Source organism: Chryseobacterium sp. 1B4, from assembly GCF_036631475.1.
GTDB lineage: Bacteria > Bacteroidota > Bacteroidia > Flavobacteriales > Weeksellaceae > Chryseobacterium.
In genome coordinates this window covers 604625-629256 of the sequence record NZ_JAPNUF010000011.1, presented here as the reverse complement: position 1 = coordinate 629256, position 24632 = coordinate 604625, and the positions used below count along the sequence as shown (strand labels likewise).

The following is a 24632-nucleotide window of genomic DNA, read 5'->3' as shown; positions in this document are numbered from 1 at the left end:
TAGAAAAAGAAAAACAATTATTCAAATCATCAATTATATGGATTCTAAAAAATTAACGTTAAGTAACGGAGCGCCTTATTATGAGCATCAGGATTCCCAGACGGTAGGACCAAGAGGCCCGGTATTGCTGCAGGACTTTATTCTCCAGGAAAATCTTGCACACTTCGTTAGGGAAAGAATTCCTGAAAGGATTGTGCATGCCAAAGGAAGCGGAGCTTATGGAACTTTCACTGTAACACACGATATCAGCCAGTATACAAAAGCAAAACTGTTTTCAAAAGTAGGAAACTCTTGCAGAATGTTTGCCAGATTTTCTACAGTAGGGGGCGAAAAAGGAAGTGCAGATACAGCAAGAGATCCAAGAGGTTTTGCTTTAAAATTTTACACTGAAGACGGAAACTGGGACCTTGTTGGAAACAACACGCCTGTTTTCTTTATTAAAGATGCTAAAAAATTCCCTGATTTTATTCATACCCAGAAAAGAGTTCCGAAAACCAATTTAAAAAGTGCCACCATGATGTGGGATTTCTGGAGTTTAAACCCTGAATCTCTTCACCAGGTCCTCATATTAATGTCAGACAGAGGAACTCCTTATGGATACAGGCATATGCATGGTTTCGGGTCTCATACCTTTTCTATGATCAATGACAAAAATGAGAGAGTATGGGTAAAATTCCATTTCAAAACAAAGCAGGGCGTAAAAAATTTCACAGATGAAGAAGCTGTAAAAATGGCCGGTGAAAACCCGGATTTTGCACAGGAAGATCTTTGCAATGCTATTGAAAACGGTAATTTCCCGAAATGGACGATGTACATTCAGGTGATGACAGAAGAACAGGCAAAAGATTTCAGATGGAATCCGTTTGATGTAACAAAAGTGTGGTTCCATGATGATTTTCCTCTGATTGAGGTAGGAGAAATGGAACTTAATGAAATTCCTGTCAATTATTTTGCCCATGTGGAACAATCTACTTTTTCACCAAGCAGCCTGATCAACGGAATCAGTTTTTCCCCGGACAAAATGCTGCAGGGAAGATTATTCTCTTATCCTGATGCGCACCGTTACAGAGTGGGCGTAAACGCTCACCAGCTGGAAGTAAACAGATGCCCTTTCGCTGTTAATAATTATCAGAGGGATGGTTATATGGCGGACTCAAGCCACTATCAGGACAAACCGAATTATCACCCGAACAGCTTTGATGATATTAAGCCTGACCCTTCTTATAAAAACTACGAATATGAGTTAGACAGTGCTCATGTTGCCAGCTACAACAGAAATGATAATGACAGTGACCACTATACCCAACCGGGACTTTTGTACTCAAAAGCAATGAATGCGGAGGACAGAGATCATCTGATCAAAAACATCGTGGGTAGTATGAACGGTATCAGCGGGCCTAAAAGAGACGAGATTATCAACCGTCAGCTATGTCACTTTTTCCGTGCCAACATTGAGCTTGGCATGAAAGTAGCTTCTCAGCTAAATGTCAATATAGATGCAAATATGATGAATCATTCCAAATAATCATATTGAATAATAAATTAAAAAAAGGAAAAAAATAATATTTTTTCCTTTTTTTTGTAAAAAATTCATAATTTGCAAAGGATGATATTTTAAAGTGGAAAAATGAGTTACGAGAATATATTATTAAAAAAGAAGATAAATTATCTATTATTACCATAAACAGACCTGAGAGTTTAAATGCTTTAAATGCAAAAACCATTCAGGAAATCAGTACCGCACTGGATGAGCTTAATGCTGATACTTCCTGCAGGGTAATTATCCTTACCGGAAGTGGAGAAAAATCTTTTGTAGCGGGAGCTGACATCAAGGAATTCAGCGAATTCGGACAGGAAAGAGCGGAAGAACTTGCAAGAAACGGACAAAATACATTGTTCAACAAAATTGAAAATATGTCCAAGCCTGTGATTGCTGCCGTTAACGGTTTTGCATTAGGAGGAGGTTTGGAGCTTGCCATGGCATGCCACATCAGATATGCATCTGAAAACGCCAGATTAGGGCTTCCTGAAGTAACTCTCGGTTTAATCCCGGGTTATGGAGGAACTCAAAGGCTTCCTAAGCTTGTAGGAAAAGGTATTGCCAACGAAATGATCTTCTCGGCCAAAATGATCCCTGCCCAAAAAGCAAAAGAGATCGGACTGGTGAATGAAGTATACCCTATTGGAGAATTATTAACCAAAACAAAAGAATTAGCAAACACTATTGCCTACAATTCACCAATGGCAATATCAAAGGCAATAAATGCCGTGAATCTGTCTGACACGGAGAAAGGTTTTGAAACTGAAATTAAATATTTCGGAGAACTTTTTGAAATGGAAGATAAGAAAGAAGGAGTTACTGCGTTTCTAGAGAAGAGAAAGCCGAACTTCTAATCTTTCTAAAAGACTTTAATCCAAATTATTTCGAAAAAAACAATGCTGCGGTATGAATAAGTTTGATAAAGCTTATCTAAAAATGGCTCAGGAATGGGCAAAACTCTCCTACTGTAAGAGAAAACAGGTGGGAGCTCTTATCGTAAAAGATAGGATGATTATTTCAGATGGTTACAACGGAACTCCTTCGGGATTCGAAAACTGCTGTGAAGATGAAGAAGGGAAGACACACTGGTATGTATTGCATGCTGAAGCCAACGCTATATTAAAGCTGGCCGCTTCTACTCAATCTGCAAAAGGGGCAACGTTATATCTGACGCTGTCTCCCTGTAAAGAATGCAGCAAGCTGATCTTACAGGCAGGAATTACAAGACTGGTGTATATTAATGAGTATTCGGATGACGATGGAATATCGTTCCTGAGAAACCATAACATTGAAATAGAACAAATATCGGACTGTGAACTAAAAAAATAAGCACAAATGACTTGGGATGAAAAGATCAAAGATTTTGAAATATTTCTTCGTTTCGAAAGAAATTTTTCAGAAAACACGCTCGACGCCTACGTTCGGGACATTAAAAAATTAAAAGATTACGCAGAAGAGGATCTGGAAAACGTCGGTCCGGACTCTATCGCCTACGAAAACCTGCAGGAATACATTTTCAATCTTTCCAAACAGAAATTCAGTGAGAGATCACAGGCAAGATGGATATCCTCTATCAAGGCCTTTTTCAAATTTCTGCTTGAGGATGAATACCGCGAAGATAACCCTGCGGCGCTGCTTGAAGGCCCTAAACTGGGATTATATCTGCCTGATACTTTAAGCCTTCCTGATATCAACAAAATTATTGCTGCTATTGAGGTCAATACAGATCTCGGAAAAAGAAACCAATGCATCATAGAGGTATTATATGGCTGCGGGCTTCGTGTTTCTGAACTGATTGATCTGAAGATCTCCAATATCAACTTCAAAGAGCAGTACATCAAGGTACACGGAAAGGGAAACAAAACCCGTTTTGTTCCTTTAGCCGACTATACTGCGGATCTGCTTGACAGTTATATCAAAGAAGTACGTTCTAAAGGTAAAATCAATAAGAAATATGAAGACACCCTGTTTTTAAACAGCCGTGGAACATCCATGTCCAGAGTGATTGTATTTCTTATTATTAAAGAACTTACAGATAAAGCAGGGGTTAACAAAAAAATATCTCCACATACTTTCAGACATTCATTTGCAACCCATTTATTACAGAATGGGGCAGATTTGCGTTATATCCAGGAAATGCTGGGACATTCCAGCATTACGACAACGGAGATCTATACGCATCTGAAAACTGAAGAATTGAGGGATGTTATTTTGAGTTATCACCCGAGAAACATTAATATTACTCAATGAAAATATTGAAATATTGCCCGAGCTGCGGCAAGGAGTCCTTACACTGGGATGGCGAAAAAAATGGAGCTGCCCGGAATGCGGTTTTACTTTGTACAATAATGTGGCAGGCGCTGTAGCCGTTGTCATCAGATGTGGAGACGAAATATACCTTACCCGAAGAAACAGGGATCCCAAAAAAGGAAAACTCGATCTTGCAGGAGGATTCGTAGACCCTAAAGAAAGTGCAGAGGAAACCTGTAAAAGGGAACTTTTTGAAGAACTTCAGCTTGATATCGATATTTCCAACCTGAAATACCTTACCAGCCTTCCTAATGTATATCAATACAAAGAAATTGATTATAATACGATTGATCTCTTTTATGAATACAATGTTTCGGAAAAGTTTGAGGTAAGCCTTGAACTCTCCGAGATCTCGGAAGCCATCTGGGTTCCTGTACAGGATCTTGATCTTGAAGATATCGCTTTTGATTCTCAGAAGAGATTTTTCAAGAGCTATTTAAAAATAATTTTTGTAAAAATCCTCCCGCAGATTTTACAGATCAGGCAGAATATAATATGCTTAGTTTGTAAAATCTGCGGGAGTTCTTTATTGCAGAGCCTAATAAGTTTTGATTTTCAGCATTTCTTCAAAATACTGAGTCAGTAATGCTCTTTCCGCTTCTGAAAGAACGGCTTCTTTATGATAGACTATGTAACCAGGCATTGGCATCGTCCTGTTGCGGATTGTCTGGATAGATTGGGTAAGCATATTCTCTTTCAAATCTTTGTTATATGTTCCCCAGACAGAAAAATTAAGATGTTCCCTGCCTTCATTCACGTGACTTTTCACAGACCATGAAACGGGAGCTATAAAAGCATATTTCGGATAAACCGTCTCATTGGAATGACAGTCATAACAGGCATTTTTAAGCAGTGTCCTGACCTTTTCCGGAGTTTTCCTTGCATCAACAAAGTTAACAGCAGCATCAACAGGTTTATTGGTCCTGTCAATAGGAAAAAACTGAATCAGTGCAAATGCAACCAATGTCCAGAATAGTATTTTCTTAGCGGTCTTCATTGCTTACTTAGCTGGAGTTAAAACGGCATTACCTGATTTAAATTCTTTTTCAATACGGGTTTGGCTGCCTTAGATTCAGCAGGTACCGTGGTTTCCGGCACGGAAGCTGGAGCAGGTGTTGGAGCTGGTGTTGCAGGCGTTGGTACTGATGTAGATGATTTCGGGCTATCAAGTGTTCTCGTATCTTTCAGATCCCAATCTTCTCTTGTTTCCCATAATCCTCTTACGATCACTTTTTTATAGAAGATATAAGCATCTTCAGCAAAAATGTCATTGGCGAAATCTGCTTCATCCCAATATTTATTTCCGTTATTATCTACAAGAATTCTTACGATATATTCTCCGGGTCTCAGAATATCAAACTTTATCCTATCTCCTTTTGTGTATTTCTGATAGGCTACCTTATCAGAAGAATCGATCAGTTGTATCCAATAGTTGGCTTCAGGAGCATTCGAAATGGAAAATTCAACACTTCCGAACTGGTCTACTTTGGCAACATCAAAATCGAAACGTTTTGACTGGGAATTTTTTGCAAAGAATGAAGATACAGTTTCTTTAGGGACAGTAAGCTCATAGCTTTTCCCCATTACAAAATCGGATTGAACTAAGATCTGGTAAGGATTTGTTTCTGAGATTTTAGCATTAAACGGTATTGTTGTCAAACTGTCTCCTTTAGCTCTTAAAGTCCATTTTGAAGGGTCAATTTTATCAATAATATAGTTAGATGCAATTTTTAAATCTGCCTTTGGAGCAATTGAAGTACCATCGTTATCACTGAAGACATCCATGGCGTTTTTCTTATTATATCTGTAAAACAAAGAAACGCTATAGGCACTGTCTTTTTCGGACCTTTGTTGTGGGTGAAAATCAGTTTTTCATTAGCATCCTGCCCTACATTATCTTTTACGGCATCAAACCATATTCTGACAGAATCGGATTTCGGATGATGTGTTATTTTGACATCTTTCAGTTTTTCGTTCAGTGACTGTACTTTCACTTCATCAGGATTACCTTCGAACGTCATTAAAACTCCTCCGGCAATTTCTTTCATTTCTACATATTTCACCGGTTTTCTGGAAGGATAAACTTTTAGATTTAACCCTGAAATTGATTTCTCAACATTGACAGGATCTTTCTGGAAGCCTACTTTTTCTTTGCCCGGATCATACATGGAATTACCGTTCTCATCTTCAAAGGCTATAATTTTATATTTCCCGGGAGTCAGATAGTTTAATTCATAATATCCGTCTTCATCTACCTTTGTAATATAGTAAGGCTTTTTCTTGTAATCCATTGTATCTTTTACCTGATACAATCCAACTACCAGTTTATTTTCAGTAGTTGTACCGGCTTTCTTTTTGGTATCCAACGCGTCTTTTACTTCACCACTGATGTAAAGATCATCCAGTTTATCCCCTGTAGAAAAGGCAAAATTGAAATATCTCAGAACATTAGACTCATTATTATCAACAATTGAGTTCCCGAAATTGAAATTGTAGGTAGTGTTGGCCTGGAGGGTATCCGTCCACTGAATCAGCACAAATTTGTTGGCTATATTCGAAGGAAGGATTCTCGTTATTCCCTTAATCGGGGGTGAAATAATCAGATTTTTATTGATATCCTTCAATGTCACATATTCGTCAAAATCCAGACGGAGTTCACGGATATCTCTTTTGACATTAATTCTTGTGGTATCAATGTTCGAGCTTAAAAACTTCGGTGCCAGAGTATCTTTAGGCCCACCAACAGGTGATCCTACTCTTGCACATGAGTGTACAAGAAAACAGATAACAAATAATAAAAGAAACCTTTTCATGAAAATGTTTAAGCAAAAGTAAACATTATTCTCCAAAAACTTCCTGTCCGGAATTCAAAGAATCTTTATTATCATTCATCACTGTATGAAGCTTATCTTTCTGCAAAGGGAAATCTTCGAATAATCCTGATAAAGCAAGGGCTGTATACACTTTGTTTGAATATTTGTTTCCAATGGCCACAATGGTCACTTTAGATTTTAAAAGATGGGCAAATACAGAGTTTGTACCGTGCCACCATCCATTGTGATAAGTCAGTTTTTCACCATTGTCAAATATTTTCATTCTGAATCCTAATCCATAGTTATTCATTCCTGCTTTTTCATTGCTGTAAGGGGTGAATACCATCTGCATCAGTTCCGGCTTCAGGAAGTTCTTTGAAAACATTGCTTTTGAGAAGTTGTACAAATCTCTTGGTGTTGTGTACACATTTTTATCTCCGTAGATAAGATCCAGCCTGTCTAAAGGATAAAGTTTATTTCCTCCGTAATAGAAAGACTGTGAAGCGGTAGGAATATCTTTTTCCTGGAAAATGTAAGTATTATTCATTTTCAATGGTGTGAAGACCATTTCTTTCATTGCCTGGGGAAAAGGAGTTTTGGTCACTTTTTCAATTAACAGGGCTAATAAAGCAAAGTTTGTATTACAGTACATAAATCCTGTATCCGTATCTCTTGCCAGATCAGGTTTGTATTTGATAATCATATTCAATACATCCTGATTGGTAATGAACGGTTTGGAAAGCTCTGCCGGGGCCGGCTGTATTTTGGTGATAAAGTACTCATATTTCGGAAGGCCGCTTCTTTGATCCAGTAAAGTTTGTACAGTAACATTCGGGTATGGAAATCCCGGGAAAAACCCGGTAAGGTGATCCGTAAGTTTTATCTTTCCGGCCTCTATCAGCTTCATCATCGCCATTGCTGTCAGGGTCTTTGAAACGGAAGCTACATGCAGAGGGGTATTTTTATCAATCGGCATCTGGTTTCCTTCTCTTCCGAATCCTCTGTAATTTTCATATAAAATTTCATCACCCTTGGCAACAAGAATTCCTCCACTCAGATCTGCTCCTTCCCATACTTTTTTGTAATACTGATCTATATAATTTACCGTGGCCTGTCTGTTCAGAAGCTGTCCGTCACCCTTCGTGAAAACATTTCCAAGATCTACATTTCCGTAATTAGGGAGATTGGTGGTATTTTCTGCTGAAACTTCTTTAGCTTCAGACTTTTTTTTACAGGAAAATAGAGATAATAAAACAGTTAAGATAAGTACTAAATTACGCGTCGTCATGAGATTCAAAAATGAGCGGCAATTTAATAAAACTCAAAATAAATAATAAACATGAGCCGGATATTATGAATTATTTAACATACATGAATGGAGAGTTGCAAAAATAAAAAAGACGAATTCACTCTTTTGCAAATTCGCCTTTTACCTTTTATTGCTTCACAATACTTGTCTAGCAATGCGAAGCTACAATTTTATCTACAATAAACTGAGCCAGTTTTTCTTTACTCTGGTGTGTCCAGCCGGCAATGTGCGGTGTTACAATGGCTTTTTCAGATTCGAGAAGATACTTTAAATCTTCATTTTCCGCTTCCAGATGTTCGAAAGAAGACTTTTCATATTCCAATACATCCAGACATGCACCTTTTACTTTTCCGCTTTTCAACGCTTCTACTAAATCTTTAGTTTTCACGTTTTTTCCTCTTGCTGTATTGACAAAGTAAAAGTCGTTTTTCATTTCTGCAATGAAGGTTTCATCAATAAGGTAATGCGTTTCCGAAGTCAGAGGAATATGTAAGCTTACAACTTCCGCAGACTGTTTCAGCTCATCCAGTGAAACCTGTGTTGCAAATTCATCTGAAAGTCCCGGAAGGATATCGTGGAAAATCACTTTACATCCGAATCCGGAAAGCCTTTTGGCAGTTGCTTTACCCATATTTCCATATCCGATCAGCCCGACTGTTTTTCCTAACAATTCATCACCTCTGTTTTCTTCACGCTTCCAGATCCCGCTTTTCACTTCCTGAGAGGCGATAAAAAGCCTGTTCATGATAACAAGCAACATCCCCACCACGTGTTCGGCTACCGAATCTCTGTTTCCTTCCGGAGAATTGATCAGTTGAATTCCCAGCCTTTCAGCGACAGGAATATCTATATTTTCCATTCCGGCTCCTACTCTGGCGATAAACTTCAGGTTCTTCCCTTTTTCCAGAAAGTTCTGGTCTAATGGAATACGGCTTCTGATGATAATTCCGTCATAGTTTTCAATTTTATTACAAACCTCATCGTAGGATGATGTAAAATCCTCTTCCAGTATGAAATTTTTAGCAAGCAGCTGTTCTGTGATAAGAGGATGGTTTTTATCTAAAAGAAGTATTTTCATTTTGTATAAATGATTTTAGAGATAGGAACAGATTCCTAAATGATTACAATTTTATTATACCGCTAAGTTCGAAATTTCTGAAAAAACAAATGCTTTTAAGCTCGCAAAGGCGTTAGCACTCAGCAAAGTTTAAAAGCATTTCTATTGATAAAGTATATAAGTTTTTACTTTTTATCTTTCTTAGACTCCTGCGGCTCTTGGAATAACTTTTTAAGTTCTACAGATTCCAAAGGTTTCATTCTTCCGGAAAGGATCAGTGAAAGTTCTTTTCTACGGAATGCAGCAGCAAATCTTTCTTTTTCCTCATCTGTTTCAGGAATCATTTCAGGAATAGGAATCGGACGGTTGAACTCATCCACCGCAACGAAAGTATAAATCCCTGCATTGGTGTGTACTTTCTTCTGATTGATCGGGTCATCCAACCATACATCCACATATACTTCCATCGAAGTAGAGAATGCTCTGGAAACTTTAGACTCCAAAACCACTACACCCCCTCCGGAATCGGATGATTAAAGGATACGTGATTTACGGAAGCTGTTACTACTCTTCGCTCACAGTGTCTTGCTGCAGAAATAGACGCACAACGGTCCATTTTTGCCAGAAGCTCACCACCGAAAAGGTTTCTTAAAGAATTGGTTTCGTTCGGAAGAACGATATTGGTCATAATAGTCAGGGATTCTGACGCTTTTTTTATTTTTGCCATCTAGTCTTAGTGTTGTTTTGGACAGCCGGAGCAGATTGTTTTACTTTTCCAGCGGGTTTTACTAATGAATCTTTTTTCAAAGAATCTGAAACGGGTGTTTCCGGGGTATGTGCCATCACTTTCACCGTATCTTTTACAATTCTGTGGGTAGAGGTCTGTACGGAAACATTATTGAAAGATTTTTTCCAAAAGAAGTTCCTGCTGGGTAAATGCCAGGTATAAAATTCCCAGAACCGGAATAATCAGAAGGAAAATCCAGAGAATTGTTTTTTGAATTTAAAATCTTTCTCGCGGTTAACTGTAGTATTTACTTTTTCCCCGTTATTGATATCTGAAAACCGGATCTCTTCCAGTCCGTAAAAATCCGGCCGGCCGGATTCTATTCTTTTCCTTTGAAATGAGTATGCCCTTCTTCAATGAAAACGGTTCCAAGGTTTTGAATTTCAAGAACCTGCTCAGCCTGAAGTTTTTTCTTCCAGAAATCAGTCTGGATTTTAAGATCACTCCTTGAAGCTTCCAGGGACATCTGTTTCTGTTCTGCGATAAAAGCAGTAAGATCTTCGGCCTGTAATTCATAGTCTATGGTAAATTCTATCTGACTGGCCGGAGGTAAGATGCTCCCGTTTTCGGAATTGATAATTGCCTTAGAATTTTTCAGTGAAAACACCCCAAAGCCTGGAACTGTGGCAGTTCCAAATTGTTTTAAGTATTCTAAAATGTATGCTGAAATATTCATTTGGCAGCAAATTTATAACTTTTTCATGACTTTTTGTAATATTTAACGGATATAAAAAAGACTGCCGAAACAGTCCTTTGATTATTCTGTATTAAAACAGATATACGGTTATTTAAACTTCTTTTTTTAAACTTAAAAAGGGTAAATCTGCTAAAAGACAAAAAGGCCGATTGTAAATTTAAATATCTTTATATCCGGTCTTTGCAATTTTACCAGTTACTGAATTTTCCAGCTCACCCCAAACATGAAATTCGTTCCTGCCTGTGAAAAATAATAAGGCTGTCCTTCATAAACTGATCCGTTGTTGACATATTTTTTGTTGAACAGGTTATTCACCAGAAGTTTTAAGGCAATTTCATTATTGGCAATTTTAAACTGGTACTGCGCATTGAAATCTGTCAGGAAATAATCTTTAAGCTGAAGATTTGAATCTTCCGTATTGTCAAGATATTGCTTTCCCACATACTGATTCATTAAGGCAAACTGGAAGTTCTTTGCAGGGCTGAATTTTAAGCCTAAATTGGCTATCACATTCGGTGAGAAAGAAATCTGGGTATTCCCGAGACTTTTAGGCACATCTCCATTCTGAATATTAAAATCCTGGTTTCTGTTCTGGCTCAATGTGACGTTACCGGAAACTTCCCATTGCCTGGATAGTTTTGCCAAAGCACCAACCTCAATACCTCTTCTGTAGCTCTTCCCTGAGTTTGTTCTGATAAATGCTCCTACATTATTCAATTCTCCATTCAAAACCAACTGATTAACATAATACATGTAATAGACATTCGCACTCAATGATACTATTCCGAACTGTTTTTCAAAACCGGCTTCAACATCGTGGAGCTTTTCTGCTTTCACATCATTATTGGCCATCAGATCATCTCTGTTCGGCTCACGGTGAGCATGAGCGTATGAAAGGAATATTTTACCGCCGTCAATTCTGTAATTCACTCCGGCTTTTGGATTAAAGAACAGCCAGTTTTTGCTTAAATCTGCTCCTTCATCATCACCTGCTGTCAGGATTTTGGTATTGTAGTTGATTTTCCTAAGCTGTAAATCACCAAAAAATTCGAAATTATCCAGTCTGAATAATGCCTTTGCAAAGCCTGAAACCTCATTTTTCACAGAACGGTTTCTGTAGTATTCACTTTCATCAATCTGAGGAAAGAAAACACCGGTAACATTTCCATAATGCCTTCCATAATATTGATTGGCTACAGCACCAAAGTTCAGGTCCAGATTTTCGAACTTCCCGTACAATGTGGAAACAATTCCGTAAAAATCGTTATTCAGCCATTTTTTTCTGATGAAATCTGAATATTTTACTGTTTCTCCCCTTCAGTAATGTCCGGCAGATTGTATCTTGAGAAAGGATCTCCCTGTTTGTAATTTTCGTAATATCCTTTTCCTTTTGTATAATGAAATGTGGTTTCAAGATTCCAACGGTCATTGAATTTCTGTTCCCAAAGTAACTGATAATGGTTTTGTCTGTAATTATCGGTTTCGTTGTCGTAGAAGCCTACAATATTTTCCCAGCTGGCATCATATATTGCTCCCGAAATATTGAATTTCGGATCGGTTTCCCACGTTTTACGGTCAATCCCGTTCCATGCCTGATAGGTTTTCTCTTTTCCTCCGAAGGCCATTAGGCGCAGTTTTGTATTTCCTTCTTCAAATAAAGCCGTAAAATTATAGGAATGTAAATTGGAAGAAGCCCTGTCAATATAGCCGTCAGAATGAATATGCGTATATCTTCCCATTACGGAAAGACGGTTTTTCCAGAATTTCCCGGAACCTATTTCTGCTGAATATTTGTAAGTATTAAATGAACCGTAGCTGTCATCTGTTTTAAAGTAAAACTTCTCTTCAGGGTCTTTAGAAAGCACATTAATACTAGCCCCGAAGGCAGAAACACCATTATTGGAAGTTCCGACCCCTCTCTGAATCACAATTTGTGAAGCAGAACTGGTTAAATCCGGAACGTTGACAAAAAAGGTTCCCTGGCTTTCTGAATCATTGTATGGAACACCATTCATCATTACATTGATTGCACTTCCCGAGACACCACGGATTCTGAACCCGGTATATCCTACTCCGTTCCCTGCATCTGAAGTAGAAATAATGGAAGTTTGATTTTTCAAAAGAATAGGGAGATCCTGTCCCAGGTTTTTCCCGTCCAGATCTTTCTGCACGTTGATGATTTCCTTCGCTACCGGCAGTCTTTTGGTAAAGTTGACCGCTTCAATTTCCCTTATTTTCAGGGAATCTTTATCCTGAGCCTGGATAAATGCTACAGAGCCTATACTAAGCCCTAAAAAAATAATCCTTTCATTCTATAAATCTTGACATTTAATGAATAAAAGGGGCGGATTAAATAATGCAGCAATTTTATTAATTTAACAGTCTAGCAATGAGAATGGGTACATTGTTATCCTGTTCATTGGTACATTTTCAAAATTCCTAAACAGCATTACCTGTTCCAGGTTCATTGGGTATAATCTCAGCCTGTTAAAGCACCCCTTTATTTCAGGTGCAAAATTACAAAAAATATATGAGATCGAGGTGCGCGGTGCGGGATATTGGGCTGCGGGATAAAAATACCATGAAAAAACAGGAATTATCAGATGTATCAATTATCATTTATATTTCCTAGTACGTTTTATTATTGGCATCAATATAATAGTAATTCTGTCCGTCTTTTGTCACTTCAAACATCTTGCCCAGTTTCCAGCTGAAATTTCTTTTAATATTGGCATATTCAAATGGAATGATGATTTTATTGTTAACATCAATAACCCCGAATTTATCATTATGGGAAGCTACAATCATAGGATTAGTAACATCATCTCCTTCCAGGATAAAGAGATACTGATATTGAGGATAGATCTGATATTGCCTGTAATCCGCTGCATTCACGAATTTTGATTTTTCTATAATTCCGTAAAAACCATTGAGAATATAGGCCTGGAATAACTGCTGCTTATATTCTTCGAATTTACATTTTCCAAAGTCTGCTTCTTTAAATTGATACACTCTCTTTCCTGACTGGTCTATCCTGTAAGAAACCATATCTTTTTCTACGGTTGCATAATTTTTTGTCCCGAATTTTCTCACTTTTTCGTTGGGTGAATTCAGAAGGTTGCAGTCTTCATAAAAAAATACAGCAATATGATATTCCGGCTGAATGATGAATTTTCCGTTTTGGTTTACATACCCAAACTGGTCGCCTTTCTTTTTAGGGATCAAAACCGGGAGATCCTTATTAATGATCACCAGATCGGGATTCGGTTTATTGGCTGCACCGGCTTTTTTAGCCGTAGTTTTTGTACTTTTTTCACACCCGTTTTCTTCACAGATTTTGTCTGCGAGAAAACGAAAAACGAAATAAAAACACACAAAACATTCAGGAAATTTTTCATATTCTCCATTTGTTAACAAAAATACGGCCAAAAATAGATATTATAAAATTCATATTTATAAAGAATCTAAATAATTTCACTCTTATAAAATACTAAAATTTCGTAATTTTGGGAACATTTTGAAATGTTTGATAATTTTAAAAAACTTTTAAAAAAAGTGTAGATTATGCTGACTTTATTCGGTTAATGTTGCGTCAAATGCGAGAACTCAAAATGTCATTAAACTGTATTTATACAGACCGGTAAAGAAAAGGCAGGCTACCTTTAATTTTGAAAGACCTTCTATTATGAGTATTTATAAGGATTACATCAAAGAAATTGAAGAAAGAAAAACCCAGGGGCTGCATCCAAAGCCTATTGATGGTGCTGAATTACTAAGCGAAATCATTACACAAATTAAAGACTCAGGTAATCCTGACCGACCGGATTCTCTTAAATTTTTTATTTATAACACACTACCCGGAACAACAAGTGCAGCGGGAGTAAAAGCTAAATTTTTAAAAGAAATTATTCTGGGGGAATCCGTAGTAGAAGAAATTTCTCCGGCATTTGCTTTTGAATTATTATCCCATATGAAAGGCGGGCCTTCTATTGAAGTGCTTCTGGACCTTGCTTTGGGTAATGATCCTGCTATTGCTAAAGAAGCAGCTAATGTTCTTAAAACACAGGTTTTCCTTTATGAAGCAGATACAAACCGTCTGAAAGAAGCCTTCAACAGCGGTAACGAAATTGCAAAAGAAATCATCGAAAGCTATGCAAAAGCTGAATTCTTCACTCAACTTCCTGAAGTTGCCGAAGAAATCAAAGTAGTAACCTATATCGCTGGTGAAGGAGATATCTCTACAGATTTACTTTCTCCGGGTAACCAGGCTCACTCAAGATCAGACCGTGAACTTCATGGTAAATGCATGATCACTCCTCAGGCTCAGGAGGAAATTAAAGCTTTACAGGCAAAACATCCTGATGCAAGCGTTATGCTTATTGCTGAAAAAGGCACAATGGGTGTAGGCTCATCAAGAATGTCAGGAGTAAATAACGTTGCTCTCTGGACAGGAAAACAAGCCAGCCCTTATGTACCTTTCGTAAACATCGCTCCAATCGTAGGAGGGACAAACGGTATTTCTCCAATCTTCCTTACCACAGTAGACGTTACCGGAGGTATTGGGATCGACCTTAAAAACTGGATAAAGAAAGTAGATGAGAACGGAAACCCTGTTCTTAACGAAAACGGTGAACCCATTCTTGAAGAAGCTTATTCTGTAGCAACAGGAACAGTTTTAACAATCAATACAAAAGAAAAAAATTATACAACGGAGATAAGGAACTTATCGACCTTACAAAGTCTTTCACTCCGCAGAAGATGGAATTCATCAGAGCGGGTGGTTCTTATGCCATTGTATTCGGTAAGAAACTACAGACATTTGCAGCTCAGCTTTTAGGAATTGAAGCGCCTGCTGTTTTTGCTCCATCAAAAGAAATTTCTCACGAAGGACAAGGGCTTACTGCTGTAGAAAAGATCTTCAACAGAAACGCTGTTGGAGTAACTCCAGGAAAAGTATTACACGCAGGTTCAGATGTTCGTGTAAAAGTGAATATCGTAGGCTCACAGGATACCACGGGTCTTATGACTGCTCAGGAACTTGAATCTATGGCCGCAACCGTAATCTCCCCTACTGTAGATGGTGCTTACCAGTCCGGATGCCACACGGCTTCTGTTTGGGACAAAAAAGCACAGGCAAATATTCCGAAGCTGATGAAATTCATGAACGAGTTCGGTCTGATTACAGCCCGTGACCCGAAAGGTGAATACCATGCCATGACTGACGTTATCCACAAAGTTCTTAACGATATCACTGTAGACGAGTGGGCTATCATTATTGGTGGTGACTCTCACACAAGAATGTCAAAAGGAGTCGCTTTCGGAGCTGACTCAGGAACTGTTGCCCTTGCATTAGCTACCGGTGAAGCATCTATGCCGATCCCTGAATCTGTAAAAGTAACCTTCAAAGGTACTATGAAAGAACACATGGATTTCCGTGATGTGGTTCATGCAACGCAGGCTCAGATGCTGAAGCAGTTTGGAGGAGAGAACGTATTCCAGGGAAGAATCATTGAGGTTCACATCGGGACACTTCCTGCTGACCAGGCATTTACATTTACAGACTGGACTGCTGAGATGAAGGCAAAAGCTTCTATCAACATTTCTGAAGATAATACATTAATCGAATCACTGGAAATCGCCAAAAACAGAATCCAGATCATGATCGATAAGGGTATGGATAACCACAATAAAGTTCTTCAGGGATTAATTGATAAAGCCAACAAGAGAATTGCAGAGATCAGATCAGGAGAAAAACCTGCCCTGACTCCGGATGCAAACGCTAAATATTATGCTGAAGTAGTTGTAGATCTTGATGCTATCGTTGAACCAATGATTGCTGACCCGGATGTAAACAATGAAGATGTTTCCAAAAGATATACCCACGATACCATCAGAGATCTTTCTTACTATGGAGGTGAGAAAAAGTAGACCTTGGCTTCGTTGGATCCTGCATGGTTCACAAAGGAGACCTTAAGATCGTTTCCCAAATGCTTAGAAACCTTGAAAAACAACAGGGAAAAGTAGAATTTAATGCTCCGCTTGTGGTGGCAGCTCCTACCTATAATATCATTGATGAATTAAAAGCAGAAGGAGACTGGGAATTATTAGAAAAATATTCCGGATTTGAATTTGACGACAATGCTCCAAAAGGAGAAGCGCGTACAGAATATAAAAATGTAATGTACCTTGAGCGCCCGGGATGTAACCTTTGTATGGGTAACCAGGAAAAAGCAGCTAAAGGAGATACCGTTTTAGCAACTTCTACCCGTCTTTTCCAGGGAAGAGTTGTTGAAGATTCTGAACGTAAGAAAGGAGAATCCCTGCTTGCATCTACTCCGGTTGTGGTATTATCTGCAATTATCGGTAGGATTCCTAGCATCGATGAGTATAAAGCAGCCGTTGAAGGCATTGATCTTACAACGTTTGTACCTTCTATTAAAGAACTGACAAGTACAAGCGCTCACTAAGAAAATTAACAAATAAGTCGCAAGACTTTTGAAAACTATACAATTGAAAGATTTTAGTCCTTTGGGATTTAAGATCTTTCAATTTTTTGTTTAGAATGTTTCTATTTTAAGTTAAATACGATTTTTTTTCAATACAACCTGAAAACGAAATCTATTTTTTCTTAAATTGAAAGTTATAAAATCTCTTGATTTTATAGTCAAAATCATTCCTATTAATGGACAATAGGAACGCTTTTTGATGTGTAAAGAAATAGTTTTTTCTTTTTCACCATCAGAGAAAGAAGCTTTAACAGACAAGAACAAAATTAAATACGATATGACTTTTGATATTGATATGATCAAAAAGGTGTATGAGCGTTATCCCGAAAGAATTGCAGCAGCAAGACAAATCGTGGGAAAACCTCTTACCCTTTCAGAAAAAATCCTTTACACCCACCTTTGGGAAGGAAATGCTACACAGGCACATGAAAGAGGTAACTCTTATGTAGACTTCGCGCCAGACAGAGTAGCGATGCAGGACGCCACAGCACAGATGGCACTTTTACAATTCATGCAGGCAGGAAAGGCTAAAGTAGCTGTTCCTTCTACTGCGCACGCAGATCACCTTATCCAGGCAAAAGTAGGTGCTGATAAAGACTTACAGGAAGGGATCAACAAAAACTCCGAGGTATTTAATTTCTTAAGCTCTGTATGTGATAAATACGGAATCGGGTTCTGGAAACCGGGTGCAGGGATCATTCACCAGGTAGTATTGGAAAATTATGCTTTCCCCGGAGGTATGATGATCGGTACAGACTCTCACACAGTAAATGCGGGAGGACTTGGAATGGTAGCCATTGGTGTAGGAGGTGCTGATGCTGTAGACGTAATGGCAGGAATGCCGTGGGAGCTTAAAATGCCTAAACTTATCGGAGTAAAATTGACCGGTAAAATGAACGGATGGACTTCTGCAAAAGATGTCATCTTAAAAGTAGCAGGGATCCTTACGGTAAAAGGAGGTACAGGATGTATCGTAGAATATTTCGGGGAAGGAGCAGAATCTCTTTCAGCAACCGGTAAAGGGACTATCTGTAATATGGGTGCTGAAATCGGGGCTACAACTTCTACTTTCGGGTATGATGATTCTATGAGAAGATATCTTGCCGCTACCGGAAGACAGGATGTAGTAGATGCAGCGGATAAAATTGCTGAACATTTAACAGGTGATGCTGAAGTATATGCTAACCCTGAACAATATTTCGATCAGTTAATAGAAATCAACCTTTCTGAACTGACTCCTCACTTAAACGGGCCTTTCACTCCGGACTTAGCGACTCCTGTTGCCGAATTCAGAGCTAAAGCCGAAGCTAACGGATGGCCTTTGGAAGTTGAATGGGCTCTTATCGGTTCTTGTACCAACTCTTCTTATGAAGACTTATCAAGAGCGGCTTCAATTGTTGAGGATGCTGTTTCAAAAGGAGTTAAACCTAAAGCTATCCTGGGAATCAACCCTGGTTCTGAGCAGGTGAAATTTACTGCAGAAAGAGATGGTTTCTTAGATTCTTTCAGAAAATTTGAAAACGCAAGAATCTTTACCAATGCTTGTGGGCCATGTATCGGACAGTGGGACAGAGAAGGCGCTGAAAAAGGTGAGAAAAACTCTATTATCCACTCTTTCAACAGAAACTTTGCCAAAAGAGCTGACGGTAACCCGAATACCCATGCCTTTGTAGCTTCTCCGGAAATGGTTGCTGCAGTTGCGATATCAGGCAGACTTGACTTTAACCCAATTACAGATACTTTAACTAACGAAGCTGGTGAGCAGGTAAAGCTTGATGAGCCTAAAGGTTATGAGCTTCCTTCAAAAGGATTTGCAGTAGATGACAACGGATATCAGGCTCCATCAGAAGACGGATCTAAAGTTGTTGTTAATGTAAGCCCAACTTCAGACAGACTTCAGTTATTGGAAGAGTTCCCGGCCTGGGACGGTAAAAACATTACAGGGGCAAGAGTACTGATCAAAGCTTTCGGAAAATGTACTACCGACCACATTTCTATGGCTGGACCATGGCTGAAATACAGAGGTCACTTAGATAATATCTCAAACAACATGTTGATTGGAGCTGTGAATGCTTACAACATGGAAACCAATAAAGTTAAAAATGAATTAACCGGTGAATACGGTGAAGTTCCGGCTGTACAAAGAGCTTATAAAGCTGCCGGGATCCCAACAATCGTTGTAGGAGACCAGAACTATGGTGAAGGTTCTTCAAGAGAACATGCTGCGATGGAACCGAGACACCTTGGCGTGAAAGCGGTACTGGTAAAATCATTTGCGAGAATCCACGAAACCAACCTTAAGAAACAAGGGATGCTTGGAATCACTTTCGCAAACGAAGCAGATTACGACAAAATCCAGGAAGACGATATCGTTAATTTCTTAGATCTTGATCAGTTTGCTCCGGGAAAACAGCTGACTTTAGAATTTATCCATACAGACGGAACTAAAGACATTATCATGGCTAACCATACTTACAACGATCAGCAAATTGATTGGTTTAAGGCCGGTTCTGCCCTGAACCTGATCAAACAACAGGAAAAATAAGATTAATTGTTAGATTAATTAATATAAAGGCGGCTTCAATTGAAGTCGTCTTTTTTATTTAATTTTAAATTTCCTTTGCTGAACTTTAGTAAATATTCCAAAACCTTACAGGTTTAGAAACCTGTAAAGTTGAGCTCTCATATGAACATTATGATATTCTATCCAGAAGACCCGCCCTGTAGCTTTCTCCGATAGGAATTTCATAATCAGGAAGAATAATTTTTTGCCCCGATGCTTTTGATTTTATCCAGATTGATAATAAAAGATTTATGTACCCGTACAAATTTTTCAGAAAGCTGGCTTTCCATAGATTTAAGCGTATCCAGAACAATATATTCATCATTTTCCGTACGGATATTGACATAGTCTTTGATGCTTTCGATATACAGGATTTCATTGAAACCTATGCGATGTCTCTGCCCTGAGGACTTTACAAAAAAATGGGTATTTTCTTCCTGTGGAAAAGAAAACCGTTCCCGGGCTTTTAATACACTTTTCTGAAACCTGTCGAAAGAAATAGGTTTCAGAAGATAATCAACAACATTATGCTCATATCCTTCCAGTGCATACTCCGAATAAGCTGTTGTTACAATATATTTTTGATCTGCCCCTACAATCTTCATAAAATTGATCCCTGTAAGTTCCGGCATCTGGATATCCAGAAAGATAAGATCAGAATCATTTTTCTGCAGATATTCCAAAGCCTGAATCGGATTCTCTGTAGAGAAAACCAGTTCCAGGAAAGGAATTTTTTCTGCATAATGTTCCAGAAGGGAAATTGCCAGGGGCTCATCATCAACGATAATGCACTTTATCTTATTCATTCTTTAAATCAATTTTTAAATCTACAACAAATTCCGTTTCCGAATCTTTAATCTCAAGCTGATGTTTGGGGTACAATATTTCCAGTCTTTTTTCACATTCTGAATTCCGATTCCGGAAACAACATCTTTCATTTTCCGGGTTTTATAATTAAAAAGATAAAAATGCAAGACCTCATCAGGATCTGAGATTTTCATTTCAAAACCTTTATCCCGGAAATCACCATGCTTGAAAGCATTTTCCACAAAAGGAACCAGCAGCATCGGAGAAATCTTCAGGTGAGGATGCTGAATATTTTTCTCTATGATCAGCAGTTCCGGGTTTCTGATCCTTAGCTTCTCCAGCGCTATCAGACTGTCAATATATCCAATTTCCTTATCCAGAGAAATGGTATCTTTTTCAAGATCTTTTGTGCTGTATCTCAGCAGCTGCCCAAGCTCTTCAATAGCGGGAAGCGCCTTATCCGATTTCTGATAGACAAGTGAATAGATATTATTTAATGAATTAAAAATAAAATGAGGGTTGATCTGGGTTTTCAATGCCTGAAGTTCTGCCTGTTTCTTGTCTATCAGGAGCTGCTTTTTATCATTTTCAGCCACTCCATATTTTTCCAATATCCACAAAATCCCTGCTATGAAAGTAGGGAGCGAGCTATTGTAAATATTATCAAAAAAATAAAAGAAAAGTTCTGTACCTTCACCATAATTCCTGAATCCTAATGTTTCCGGAAGCATAATTTCCTCAATGATATAACGCAATCCGGCAAAGAACAGAAAAGCCAGTATAAAAACAAAAACGGCGGAATACAGTTTGTCTATTTTAAAAACTTTAGGAAAAACAATGAAATAGGCAAAGTAAAAAGTAAGAATCTTCACAAGGAAGAATGTAATTCTGAGAACATGCATATTAAATTTATTAGTCTCCGGAAAAAATAATTCGGAGTGATCACTGTTCCTATAAAATTAAAGCTCCAATAGATAATCTGAAGCCAAATAATTTGCTTTCTTTTCATATTCAAATATACCTTGTGCAGTTTTATTTTTGCATTATTTTTCGACAAAAACCTATTTTTTTCCGACGAAATTTATTTGATACACAGAATTCTGCACTTCATCTAAAAACTGTTTTGCCAATAGTCTTCATCCTATATTTTTGCCAGAGAAATGTAATATAATCATCATTTAATATGTCATTTATAATATGAAAAAACATATTTTACTTATTGCTACCCTGATGTGTTCTTTTTCAGCAGCTCAAACCAAAGACACCGCCAATGTCAACAAAATAGAGGCGGTTACCGTGAATGGTAAAAAGGTTCTGGTAGAACGTAAAGTGGACCGTCTTGTTTACAATATCCAGAATTCCATGCTTTCACAGGGAAGCTCGGGAACTGAAGTTTTGGCCGGTACCCCTTTATTACAGGTGGATGAAAATAAAGGACTGCTTTCCATTGCCGGAAAAAACGGCGTTTCTGTGATGGTCAATGACCGGATGCTGAATCTTTCCGGATCTGAGCTGATGAACTACCTCCGAAACCTTCGTTCGGAAAACATATTGAAAATTGAAGTAATCACGACTCCTCCCGCCAAATATGAAGCTCAGGGAAACAGCGGAATTATCAATATTATTCTTAAAAAAATCAGAATCTTGGATGGAATGGTTACCTGAATACCAGTTATACACAAAAAACATATGCGGCGTTCAATAGTGCAGCAGGCGTAAATTATCAGAATGAAAAAGTGAAAGCCTCAATAAAACTTCAGGGATATGACGGAGACAAAAGATCGGTAGAAAATTATAAGATAATCGGCCAAAGTTCTTCCGTCAGCAGGGATGAAAGACGGGATATGAATGACGGATTGGGATTGAATGTTAATGTTGATTATTCTCTTTCCAAAAATTCCAATATCGGATTGGTATATGATATTTTGAAGGGACATTCCAATATGGATATCAACTCGAAGCAAAACTATTTTACTGACAATATCCTCACTTTACAAACAGATACGGATTCCAGGCATCGTTCTTCTTTTACTTCACAAATGCTGAATTTATATTTTGATCAGAAATTCGGGGAACATAAGCTAAGCCTGGGAGCCAATTATTATGGAAATCTTCCGGATACAGAGGTAAATTTTATCACAAAAAATGTTACCAGCAATTCAGCACAGGTGGTAAGAAACCTTTCATCAGTGGATTATAAAATATATTCAGGGCAGGCAGATTTAACTTTAAACTTCAAAAAATACAGCTGGAAACCGGAGCAAAATACAGCCAGTTTTCTAATAATTCGGACATCGGATATTTTAATTTCATCAATGGTGATTACATTATAGATCCTTCGAAAAGCAATCTTTTTGATTATAATGAAAAAAATTATGCAGCCTATCTGAGTGCCAGTAAAAGCCTTGGAGAAAAATGGTCTGTAAAGGCAGGTCTCCGTTATGAATATACACAAACCAACGGATTTTCCCCTGCTACACAATCTCAGTCCGAAAATAATTATGGCAAGTTCTTCCCAACAGCCTATCTTTCTTATAAAGCCAATCAGGATAATCAGTTTAGTATTAATTATTCCAGAAGAATCAACCGTCCTTATTTCCGGGCTCTGGATCCCTTCCGCTGGTATTCCAATCCGAACACTTATTATTCAGGAAACCCAAGCCTGCAGCCTTCTTTCAATCATAATATAGAGCTCAACTATATGTTTAAAAATAAATTTTCTGCCAATCTTTATTATCAGAGAACAACAAATAATTTTGATCAGATCACATTCCTGACCGGGATTAACCGCGTTAGTACATTTGAGAATTACTATAATCAGGATAATTATGGTATCAATCTGAATTACACGGATACTTTCTTCAAAATATGGGAAAGTAATATTTCAACTTCTTTCAGTTATAATGAGACTCAGATTACAAGGTTCAATCTGGTTCCTAAAAACGGACAATCTTTTTATTATTCTTTCAATAATACATTCCAGCTGAATAAGGCCAAAACGTTCATGTTATTTCTGAACTACTGGCATAATCTTCCTTCCCGTGACGGATACACTGCTGTAAGGAACAGAGCCAGCCTTGATGCAGGAATAAAGATGAGTTTTGTGGAAAAAGCACTCCAGATAAATCTTTCGGTGAGTGATATTTTTAAACAGTCCGGATATAAGGGAGATCTGTATTTTACAGATAATACACAGTCATTCAACAACTATTGGGATGCCAGAAGAATGATACTCAGCATCACTTATAATTTTGGAAACCAGAAAATTGAATCGAATAACAGAGCGGTGAATTTCGAAGAGAAAAACCGCGCACAATAATAATTTAACAGTAACTTTAAAAAAATAAACTCATGAAAACTTTTATTTATATCCTTTTTATATGCCTTTCTACATCAGTATTCGCTCAAAAAAAACCGTCAGATTTTTTTACAAATTCAAAGACGAAAGTTTTGGTAGTCGGATCATTTCATTTTGACTACCCTAATCTGGATGCTCATAAAATCAATAAAGAAGATCAGATAGATGTACTTTCTCCTAAAACAGCAAAAGAAGTTACTGAACTTGTAGAATATATCAAAAGATTTAAGCCGACCAAGATTGCAATTGAGGCCTGGCCAAGCTGGAATGCCAATCAAAAGCTGGGAGAATACAATGAAGGTAAACACCGTGACAAAAGAGATGAGCGTTATCAGCTTGCTATGCGACTAGCCAGTGAGCTTAAAATAAACGAATTGTTCAGCATTGATGCAGAATCTGTTCTGGATGATCTTGAAAAACACTTCGGTAAAACTGATTCTGCATTTTTAAAAATCTCAGTAAAGATTATGATTTCAGGAGTGATGACCCTATCTCCCAACAGTTTATTGCTTTCTACAAGAGTTCTGAGCCTAAAAATTTTAAATCTCTTCTGGACACTTTTACTTATATGAATTCCAAAGAAAGCCATCAATACGGATACGGAGCCTATCTGAGCGGCGACTTTAAACTGAGAGAACATGACGGTGCGGATATGCTTGCGCTTTACTGGTACAGCAGAAACCTGAGAATGTTCCGTAATATTCAAAACATTCCTCACAACAGTGAAGACAGAATTCTTGTGATTGCCGGAAATGGCCATGCCGCCGTATTAAGACAGCTTTTTACCTCATCCGCAGAATATGATTTCATTGAATTTTCTTCACTGAAATAAATAAAAAGACAGAGATTCGGTCTCTGTCTTTTTTTCAAAACTTCTGAACGCTC

24 protein-coding genes and 2 pseudogenes are annotated in these 24632 nt (G+C 37.9%); 14 read left to right on the top strand and 12 right to left on the bottom strand.

Features of this window, described 5'->3' with window-relative positions; all coding sequences use genetic code 11:
- Positions 1-37 precede the first annotated feature (37 nt).
- The 5 genes from OWR28_RS25270 (at position 38) to OWR28_RS25250 (ending at position 4436) form a co-directional block, all read left to right on the top strand.
- Entirely contained in the window at positions 38-1525 is a 1488-nt protein-coding gene (locus OWR28_RS25270; RefSeq protein WP_332388986.1) for a catalase, read from the top strand.
- 119 nt (positions 1526-1644) lie between these two features.
- On the top strand, positions 1645-2394 hold the full coding sequence (locus tag OWR28_RS25265) for an enoyl-CoA hydratase/isomerase family protein (RefSeq protein WP_494168536.1): 750 nt from the start codon (positions 1645-1647) through the stop codon (positions 2392-2394).
- A gap of 52 nt (positions 2395-2446) precedes the next feature.
- A complete protein-coding gene (locus OWR28_RS25260) occupies positions 2447-2869 on the top strand; it encodes a deoxycytidylate deaminase (protein WP_002983800.1) in 423 nt (140 codons plus the stop codon).
- Between the two features lie 6 nt (positions 2870-2875).
- Positions 2876-3790 (top strand): site-specific tyrosine recombinase XerD, encoded by a 915-nt coding sequence (gene xerD, locus OWR28_RS25255; RefSeq protein ID WP_002983801.1) that lies wholly within the window; start codon positions 2876-2878, stop codon positions 3788-3790.
- A 13-nt stretch (positions 3791-3803) separates the two neighbouring features.
- A complete protein-coding gene (locus OWR28_RS25250) occupies positions 3804-4436 on the top strand; it encodes an NUDIX hydrolase (protein WP_494168529.1) in 633 nt (210 codons plus the stop codon).
- Here the strand turns inward: OWR28_RS25250 and OWR28_RS25245 are convergent.
- From OWR28_RS25245 to OWR28_RS25205, 10 genes and pseudogenes are all read right to left on the bottom strand, one after another.
- Positions 4389-4847 carry a heme-binding domain-containing protein gene (locus OWR28_RS25245; protein WP_332388985.1) on the bottom strand — a complete coding sequence of 153 codons (459 nt, stop codon included), beginning with the start codon at positions 4845-4847 and terminating at the stop codon, positions 4389-4391. The two genes, OWR28_RS25250 and OWR28_RS25245, sit on opposite strands and share 48 nt — an antisense overlap.
- A gap of 17 nt (positions 4848-4864) precedes the next feature.
- A complete protein-coding gene (locus OWR28_RS25240; protein ID WP_332388984.1) occupies positions 4865-5635 on the bottom strand; it encodes a hypothetical protein in 771 nt (256 codons plus the stop codon).
- Positions 5581-6663: an Ig-like domain-containing protein gene (locus OWR28_RS25235; RefSeq protein WP_332388983.1), complete on the bottom strand. Its 1083-nt coding sequence runs from the start codon at positions 6661-6663 to the stop codon at positions 5581-5583. Before OWR28_RS25235 ends, OWR28_RS25240 begins: the two co-directional genes overlap by 55 nt.
- A 25-nt stretch (positions 6664-6688) precedes the next feature.
- Entirely contained in the window at positions 6689-7951 is a 1263-nt protein-coding gene (locus OWR28_RS25230) for a serine hydrolase domain-containing protein (protein WP_332388982.1), read from the bottom strand.
- Between the two features lie 169 nt (positions 7952-8120).
- On the bottom strand, positions 8121-9050 hold the full coding sequence (locus tag OWR28_RS25225; protein ID WP_332388981.1) for a 2-hydroxyacid dehydrogenase: 930 nt from the start codon (positions 9048-9050) through the stop codon (positions 8121-8123).
- 164 nt (positions 9051-9214) lie between these two features.
- Positions 9215-9756: pseudogene (locus OWR28_RS25220) on the bottom strand (acyl-CoA thioesterase).
- Positions 9757-10135: 379 nt separating this feature from the next.
- Positions 10136-10492: an HU domain-containing protein gene (locus OWR28_RS25215; protein WP_332388980.1), complete on the bottom strand. Its 357-nt coding sequence runs from the start codon at positions 10490-10492 to the stop codon at positions 10136-10138.
- Positions 10493-10708: 216 nt separating this feature from the next.
- On the bottom strand, positions 10709-11752 hold the full coding sequence (locus OWR28_RS27425) for a TonB-dependent receptor (RefSeq protein WP_494168528.1): 1044 nt from the start codon (positions 11750-11752) through the stop codon (positions 10709-10711).
- Between the two features lie 62 nt (positions 11753-11814).
- Positions 11815-12684, bottom strand: a complete 870-nt coding sequence (locus OWR28_RS27420; protein WP_494168527.1) for a TonB-dependent receptor plug domain-containing protein — start codon at positions 12682-12684, stop codon at positions 11815-11817.
- Between the two features lie 457 nt (positions 12685-13141).
- Positions 13142-13888, bottom strand: coding sequence for a WG repeat-containing protein (locus OWR28_RS25205; RefSeq protein WP_332388979.1), 747 nt, complete (start codon positions 13886-13888; stop codon positions 13142-13144).
- Between the two features lie 310 nt (positions 13889-14198).
- On the opposite strand from OWR28_RS25205, the pseudogene OWR28_RS27415 reads away from it, so the two are divergent.
- The 4 genes and pseudogenes from OWR28_RS27415 to OWR28_RS25195 all read left to right on the top strand — a co-directional run.
- Positions 14199-15352, top strand: a pseudogene (locus tag OWR28_RS27415) (3-isopropylmalate dehydratase large subunit); the annotation flags it as partial.
- Positions 15353-16441: an aconitase family protein gene (locus OWR28_RS27410; protein ID WP_494168535.1), complete on the top strand. Its 1089-nt coding sequence runs from the start codon at positions 15353-15355 to the stop codon at positions 16439-16441.
- A 23-nt stretch (positions 16442-16464) separates the two neighbouring features.
- The gene (locus OWR28_RS27405) at positions 16465-16980 is read left to right on the top strand and encodes an aconitase family protein (protein ID WP_494168526.1); all 516 of its coding nucleotides are present in this window, start codon (positions 16465-16467) and stop codon (positions 16978-16980) included.
- Positions 16981-17296: 316 nt separating this feature from the next.
- Positions 17297-19564, top strand: a complete 2268-nt coding sequence (locus OWR28_RS25195) for an aconitate hydratase (protein ID WP_002983822.1) — start codon at positions 17297-17299, stop codon at positions 19562-19564.
- A 206-nt stretch (positions 19565-19770) separates the two neighbouring features.
- Here OWR28_RS25195 and OWR28_RS25190 read toward each other — a convergent pair whose 3' ends face one another.
- Positions 19771-20388 (bottom strand): LytTR family DNA-binding domain-containing protein, encoded by a 618-nt coding sequence (locus OWR28_RS25190; protein WP_332388978.1) that lies wholly within the window; start codon positions 20386-20388, stop codon positions 19771-19773.
- Between the two features lie 21 nt (positions 20389-20409).
- Positions 20410-21291 (bottom strand): histidine kinase, encoded by an 882-nt coding sequence (locus tag OWR28_RS25185; protein ID WP_332388977.1) that lies wholly within the window; start codon positions 21289-21291, stop codon positions 20410-20412.
- A 295-nt stretch (positions 21292-21586) separates the two neighbouring features.
- Here OWR28_RS25185 and OWR28_RS25180 point away from each other — a divergent pair, with 295 nt between their 5' ends.
- The 5 genes from OWR28_RS25180 to OWR28_RS25160 all read left to right on the top strand — a co-directional run bounded on the left by OWR28_RS25180 (position 21587) and on the right by OWR28_RS25160 (position 24579).
- Positions 21587-22054 (top strand): hypothetical protein, encoded by a 468-nt coding sequence (locus tag OWR28_RS25180; RefSeq protein ID WP_332388976.1) that lies wholly within the window; start codon positions 21587-21589, stop codon positions 22052-22054.
- Between the two features lie 71 nt (positions 22055-22125).
- A complete protein-coding gene (locus OWR28_RS25175; RefSeq protein WP_332388975.1) occupies positions 22126-22722 on the top strand; it encodes a hypothetical protein in 597 nt (198 codons plus the stop codon).
- On the top strand, positions 22632-23708 hold the full coding sequence (locus OWR28_RS25170; protein ID WP_332389012.1) for an outer membrane beta-barrel family protein: 1077 nt from the start codon (positions 22632-22634) through the stop codon (positions 23706-23708). The genes OWR28_RS25175 and OWR28_RS25170 overlap by 91 nt, the downstream gene beginning before the upstream one ends.
- Before the next feature lie 32 nt (positions 23709-23740).
- Positions 23741-24319, top strand: a complete 579-nt coding sequence (locus OWR28_RS25165; RefSeq protein ID WP_332388974.1) for a DUF5694 domain-containing protein — start codon at positions 23741-23743, stop codon at positions 24317-24319.
- The gene (locus OWR28_RS25160) at positions 24238-24579 is read left to right on the top strand and encodes a DUF5694 domain-containing protein (protein WP_332389011.1); all 342 of its coding nucleotides are present in this window, start codon (positions 24238-24240) and stop codon (positions 24577-24579) included. The genes OWR28_RS25165 and OWR28_RS25160 overlap by 82 nt, the downstream gene beginning before the upstream one ends.
- Positions 24580-24632 lie beyond the last annotated feature (53 nt).

What these genes read in the sequence shown, in the direction of transcription:
- OWR28_RS25195 (WP_002983822.1), top strand. Translation starts at nt 17,297, where the DNA reads ATGACTTTTGATATTGATATGATCAAAAAGGTGTATGAGCGTTATCCC.
- OWR28_RS25190 (WP_332388978.1), bottom strand. Translation starts at nt 20,388, where the DNA reads ATGAATAAGATAAAGTGCATTATCGTTGATGATGAGCCCCTGGCAATT.
- OWR28_RS25270 (WP_332388986.1), top strand. Translation starts at nt 38, where the DNA reads ATGGATTCTAAAAAATTAACGTTAAGTAACGGAGCGCCTTATTATGAG.
- OWR28_RS25245 (WP_332388985.1), bottom strand. Translation starts at nt 4,847, where the DNA reads ATGAAGACCGCTAAGAAAATACTATTCTGGACATTGGTTGCATTTGCA.
- OWR28_RS25165 (WP_332388974.1), top strand. Translation starts at nt 23,741, where the DNA reads ATGAAAACTTTTATTTATATCCTTTTTATATGCCTTTCTACATCAGTA.
- OWR28_RS25180 (WP_332388976.1), top strand. Translation starts at nt 21,587, where the DNA reads ATGAAAAAACATATTTTACTTATTGCTACCCTGATGTGTTCTTTTTCA.
- OWR28_RS25185 (WP_332388977.1), bottom strand. Translation starts at nt 21,291, where the DNA reads ATGCATGTTCTCAGAATTACATTCTTCCTTGTGAAGATTCTTACTTTT.
- OWR28_RS25215 (WP_332388980.1), bottom strand. Translation starts at nt 10,492, where the DNA reads ATGAATATTTCAGCATACATTTTAGAATACTTAAAACAATTTGGAACT.
- OWR28_RS25240 (WP_332388984.1), bottom strand. Translation starts at nt 5,635, where the DNA reads ATGGATGTCTTCAGTGATAACGATGGTACTTCAATTGCTCCAAAGGCA.
- OWR28_RS25225 (WP_332388981.1), bottom strand. Translation starts at nt 9,050, where the DNA reads ATGAAAATACTTCTTTTAGATAAAAACCATCCTCTTATCACAGAACAG.
- xerD (WP_002983801.1), top strand. Translation starts at nt 2,876, where the DNA reads ATGACTTGGGATGAAAAGATCAAAGATTTTGAAATATTTCTTCGTTTC.
- OWR28_RS25230 (WP_332388982.1), bottom strand. Translation starts at nt 7,951, where the DNA reads ATGACGACGCGTAATTTAGTACTTATCTTAACTGTTTTATTATCTCTA.
- OWR28_RS25235 (WP_332388983.1), bottom strand. Translation starts at nt 6,663, where the DNA reads ATGAAAAGGTTTCTTTTATTATTTGTTATCTGTTTTCTTGTACACTCA.
- OWR28_RS25260 (WP_002983800.1), top strand. Translation starts at nt 2,447, where the DNA reads ATGAATAAGTTTGATAAAGCTTATCTAAAAATGGCTCAGGAATGGGCA.
- OWR28_RS27405 (WP_494168526.1), top strand. Translation starts at nt 16,465, where the DNA reads ATGGTTCACAAAGGAGACCTTAAGATCGTTTCCCAAATGCTTAGAAAC.